Source organism: Photorhabdus namnaonensis, assembly GCF_001684335.1.
Taxonomy (GTDB): Bacteria; Pseudomonadota; Gammaproteobacteria; order Enterobacterales; family Enterobacteriaceae; genus Photorhabdus; species Photorhabdus namnaonensis.
Window position 1 is genome coordinate 1 of the sequence record NZ_LOIC01000021.1, and the last position, 5,428, is coordinate 5,428.

At 42.4% G+C, this 5,428-nt stretch carries 4 protein-coding genes and 1 pseudogene; all 5 read right to left on the reverse strand.

Going from position 1 to position 5,428, the window contains the following annotated elements; genetic code table 11:
- A pseudogene (locus tag Phpb_RS05295) lies at positions 1–722 on the reverse strand (hypothetical protein); the annotation flags it as partial.
- A gap of 20 nt (positions 723–742) precedes the next feature.
- Entirely contained in the window at positions 743–1,669 is a 927-nt protein-coding gene (locus Phpb_RS05300) for a DUF4123 domain-containing protein (protein WP_065389492.1), read from the reverse strand.
- Positions 1,669–3,636 carry a type VI secretion system Vgr family protein gene (locus Phpb_RS05305; protein WP_065389493.1) on the reverse strand — a complete coding sequence of 656 codons (1,968 nt, stop codon included), beginning with the start codon at positions 3,634–3,636 and terminating at the stop codon, positions 1,669–1,671. Before Phpb_RS05305 ends, Phpb_RS05300 begins: the two co-directional genes overlap by 1 nt.
- A gap of 290 nt (positions 3,637–3,926) precedes the next feature.
- The gene (locus Phpb_RS05310; protein WP_240492403.1) at positions 3,927–4,169 is read right to left on the reverse strand and encodes a hypothetical protein; all 243 of its coding nucleotides are present in this window, start codon (positions 4,167–4,169) and stop codon (positions 3,927–3,929) included.
- 223 nt (positions 4,170–4,392) lie between these two features.
- Complete coding sequence (locus tag Phpb_RS05315) at positions 4,393–5,409, reverse strand: hypothetical protein (RefSeq protein WP_065389495.1); 1,017 nt, start codon at positions 5,407–5,409, stop codon at positions 4,393–4,395.
- Between the last annotated feature and the right edge of the window lie 19 nt (positions 5,410–5,428).

Sequence of the window (5,428 nt, forward strand, 5' to 3'; positions counted from 1 at the left end):
CTCACCTTATTCACTTTCGCAAACTTCGCCGAGTAATCCATATCCTGAACCGTTAAAGCATATTCGACGTTAATGGCCGTCTGTCGGGTCAGATAAAATGGGTCCGTATGGGTTGTCCACCCACTGCGCAGTTTATTGCCATTTTTAGGCTTGACATTTTCCATCGCCAGACGCGCTTTTTTCTGTTCATCACGCCGCTCCTTTACAGAACGTTCTCCATGAGAAAAATCAAAGCTCAATCCAACCGAAACCATAAAACTGACCGACGGGTAAACCGCTATCGTCGCGTACTGTCGACTCTCCAGGCAACCTTGAGTTATTAACTTATAATAACGCGGCTCACTGTACATATCTGTCGGGTTGGCAAGATTAGATAAATAAAACCAGACACTTTCCAGGTCACTTTCAATCTCAGCGTCTTGCAGTTGATCTTTATAAAATAATGTCACCTCCTGTGGCGCATTAAATTCTAGCGTTTTCTCTTTCTGTCCCCCCGTCAGCACCGCATGATGTTTAGCCGTGTTATTACATTTACCTTCAATCTGTATCGTCCCTTTTTGACCTTTTCCATTATCAATCAGGCTCATCTTAATCGCCGGCTTTTCAGGCCAGACCTGAGTATTCTGACCAAAAGTGACGCTGATTTTATAAATACAGGGGTCCGGGTTGTCGCATGTCATGCAGGCAACACCGGCACGGGATGAAATAGTTTGCTCTACCATATCAATTACCTTTTAATTACCTAATCGGGGATAAAACCCAATTCGCTTTTTAATAATGTTTCCATCCGATAATAACCCGGCCACTGGGGGTCTCTGAGTGCGGTTAACCATGCCGGCGGGATTTGCTCAAACTGATTGATATGTCTCGCCATCAGCAAATAGAGAAACCCGCCAATAGAACGTTCATCCGTAATTTCATTATCACGACAAAAATAAAAACAATCCTCTGCGAAGGTTTTATGTTGAATAAATGTCGCCTCATCCATATAAGCGGGAGAATAATGTGTATCAGGAAGCGGGTTTTTCAATATCCGGTCTGAATGTGCCGACAGGGAGTCGTATGGCAGATCTATGGTACCGGCGCTATTATGGTAATTGACTTCATTAATAAATCGCGTCAGTTTATTAATATATCGTTGTTCGAATAGCTCATTTAACTGAGCATATTGCTTTGTTGTGATCCGCAACATCTTTTGTCTGGAGCATGCCTCTGCGGGAAATTGTTTTCTGGCCGCGTGAAAATTATCTTCATGCTTAACGCCCATCAGAGAAGTGCTAATTTTATTTATCGGCCCCAGAAAACAGTGAATTTCCCAGTCACTGAGGACACTGAGAAACTCCCAGATATTGCGCGGATCATAAAATCGGAAAAATACCGGTTTATCTTGATCGGGTAATAATACTTGAAGATATTTGCGTAAATGCTGACGCAATGTTTTCATATCCGCTTTTGAGTGAAGACAAATCCCCCAACATGTTTGCCATTCCTCTAAATACAGTCCAACTTTTTCTGTCACCTCCACCAGGTAAGGTGCCGCCTTAAGCAGCTCAGGCGGTAAAGATTCGTCATAAAGACAAACCGCAGGGGGATTAAAATTTTCCAAGATAAAAAACAATCGGTATTCAATCGCACCGTCAATGACGACATAATATTTTTCAGCGGCCATCAGTCGTTATCCTCCTTCGGACAGTGTGCAACAAACAAGGAGCCGGCACTGGCGGCAGCTTGCAAAATGACCGGATTCGCCGGGCGCAATAAATCTCCGGGACTGCCCCCAGAGTTCAGATTAATCGATGGACCTTTGATATCGACACCATCAGCATGAATAACGATAAAGCTATTACCTACTTTCAGACTGATTTTGTTGCCACTTTGCACCGTAATATCGCCATTGGTATCAATACTGAGCATACCCTGAACTTTCTGGGCCACATTGCCGCCGGCCTGCAAAGTTTTGTCACCCTCAACCTGAACAACATAGTTCCCGATGGTTTTATGTTCCTGCTGCCCATCAACCGTTATTTTACGGTTATTGGCAATCACCAGTTCGTCATCATGGCCAATACTGGTTGTACGGTTGTAATTAATTCGTTCATCCCGGGAATTAAGCACCTGAATCGCCAGATTCTTCTGAGCATGAATAAATATCTCTTCCCGATCTTTTTCATCTTCAAATCTCAGTTCATTAAAACCGTCCCCTTTATGGGTTTTTGAGCGAATTGACATCTGGGTTTTTGCTATCGGCAGATGGTTAGGCACAACGTTAGTGGCATGATAGGTGCGCCCAATAATAATTGGCTGATCTGGATCGCCATGCAAAAAATCCACCAGCACTTCCTGCCCCACTCGGGGGATAGCGATCATGCCCCAGCGATTACCAGCCCAAGCCTGACTGACTCTGATCCAACAGGAACTGCGGTCATTGAATTCGCCATATTTATCCCAGGCAAACTGCACCCGAACACGCCCGTATTCATCACAAAAGATCTCTTCCCCCTCCGGGCCAACCACTGTCGCAATTTGCAGGCCGTCAATGCGCGGCTTGGGATAAGGTGAAGGACGCCATACCCGGTTACGATCGCCAAAGGTGAAGCTGTTCGTTAAGGTCGTTCCCATTTCACCGAAACGAGATTCATCCGCCTGCGGCTGTCTACCGTAATGGCTGATTTTAATCACCAGCCACAGGGTATTAAATTGCTCTTTCGGATGATCAGTCAGCGTAAACCCTGATGCCGGCGCCAGAGCAAAACAATCACTTTGTGCGCGGCCAAACATAGCGTCAGTGCGGAGTGCTTCCAGACGATATTGACTCAGGCGCTCGCCACGCTCATCTTTAAAGCGCCCGGGAAAATCATAGTAAGTGTAACTGGGCAAATCTGAACGCTGGTGATTAATTTGGCGTTCGTGATAGTAACAGTCAGCCCCCCACCGCGGATTTTTAAACGTACGATCCTTCAACACAATCTTGGCAATCCCGACCTGTTCACGCCAACAGAATCGATTGATACTGCATTGGCTTCCTGTAGCATCCAATTCTGGGTGATAGGGCAATGAAAATTTGTTATTTATCCGATGAGAATCAATGAAAATAATTATCGGTTCACCTCGCTCCTCAGTGAAATCGAAATAATAAAACATCCCTTCATCAGCCAATAAACGCTGGAGAAACGCCAGATCACTCTCATCATATTGCACACAAAATTCCCGTTCAGGATGTTCATAACGCAATTGGCAATAGAAGTTTCTAACGCCATTTTCTTTCAATAATATTTCAATAATCTCAGTCACAGATTGATGCTGAAAAATACGGGAATTAACCCGTAATCCCGCACGCCATAAAGCAGGTTGAATGGTCAAGGAATAATGACTGCGATGACGACCTGTCCTGCTTTGTTCAAACTGAGTCACAATCCCAGTTATACTGCGCTCAGGTTTTCCATCACGATAAACGGTCAGTGTCGCAACATTATCCAGAACATCAGCGAAATTAATATCCGGATCAGCGCTGGTTAATATCGCCTCCAGACAAAATAACTCTGACAGCGCTTCATCTAGAGTAAACTCCACCACGGCAAAAGTTTTCTCCGGGAGAGAGCCGACAGTAAGTGTAAAAATCAATCCTGAATCTGCCATTACATTCCTCCTGATCCCGTGAGGTCGAGGCTCAGGGAATTAAACAGATCATGTAAAACAACCATAATTTCACCCTCTTTTACTTAAATGATTACCGAACATATTCACCGGCAGATTCATTAACCAAACTTTTCCCTGTTCAACATATGAACGGGAGGGTAGGAAATGGAAGAAATAATCAACTTATTTTTTTGAAATAACGATATTTTACTCTAATGAAAAGCCGTGGTTTTGGCGGAAAGTTTCAATATATTGAATGGGTTAGGTTAAAATAAATTATAATGATTTTATTAACCAAAATCGCTGGTCTGAAAACCAGCAATTAATATAAATGAAGAAAACCAAATTATGGAAGCCGTACTGCCGGTACCAAATCCCCGACCTTCCCGAGCCGAATTACGGTTACTGAACCCGGTTACACCATTGGTTTTAATATCACAAAAAGCATACTGAATATCGAATAAACTGCGAATATACAACCGCGGTTCATTTGCATTAGCGCCTTGCATTACCATCACTCCTAAACCTGACATAATAATAACTCCTAATAACAGCAATAACAGTTTCAATCTCATTTTATCCTCACATTCCGGGTAATCCGGTGATAAGTGGAATATTATTCAACTTTAATATTAATCAAACCCACAATCCCAGAGTCGTTTTACAATCACCAAATACTGTATCGATATTACCGACTTTTATTACATTTCCCATTAAGAAAAAATATCGGGTCAAATAACCCGATATTGCTATCCATTAAATTACCTGAACAAAACGGCCATTAATTAATGAAAAGATTGGTGCAATGGTAACTAGAACCGTATCACCATCTTCATCATTAACGTAATAAGATATTGGGGAACTCCCCGGGTCTGATTTATTCACTAGTCTGACCATTCTACCCTGATTCATTATCTTAACACGGTAGTCATTCCAATTAATTGGTTTCATTTTGAAACTTTTTTCTTTGAAATCATTATGAAAATCTTTATCAGCAAAGATATTCCCTTCACTTTCATTAGTAGCCCAAGCCCAAGCCTTGAGAGCGATTTTTTGTTGATTACAGATAATATTCACATCTTTTGCATTATAAGCCTGCCAGACCGCCATATAAGCCTGTTGTAATTGCTGGCGCTGTTCAGGTGTATCCGTATAAGCTGTTGCTTTCACCCATGCCCAGTCAGGTAATCCACTAATTTTTACATTCCTGCTAAATCGATATAAAGTCATATTGGGTGGATATTCTTTCGAATCAAAATATTGTTTCTCCACGTGTCCAGCCTCTACCTTTTCTGCCTGTATCACATGTCGTACCACTGGTGTGCTAATAGCAGCATATTTCGCTTCATTTGCGGGTGTTATTGCCACAGGCTGACCATTTTTATCAATTGCCACTTCAATTGCCGTCAATATTTCACTTTCTTTACCACGCATGGCCGTCAATTCCAGATTACACTTAGCTTCAGGATTAAAGTGGCTGCGGTCTTTATCTGATAATGCATCTGAGGAAAACCAACCCAACGCACCAAATTCCAGACTGATTTCATTTTCTCCATTTACCATTAATAGCATAGCGGCCGTACTTGAAGTCCCAAACCCTCGCCCTTCCCGGGCTGAATCTCGGTTATCCATTCCCGTTACGCCATTGGTTTTAATATCACAAAAGGCATACTGAATATCGAATAAACTGCGAATATACAACCGCGGTTCACTTGCGTTAGCATCGGACATAGCAATCACTCCTAACAATAGTAATAACAATTTTAATTTCATTTTTTATCCTTTTATTCCT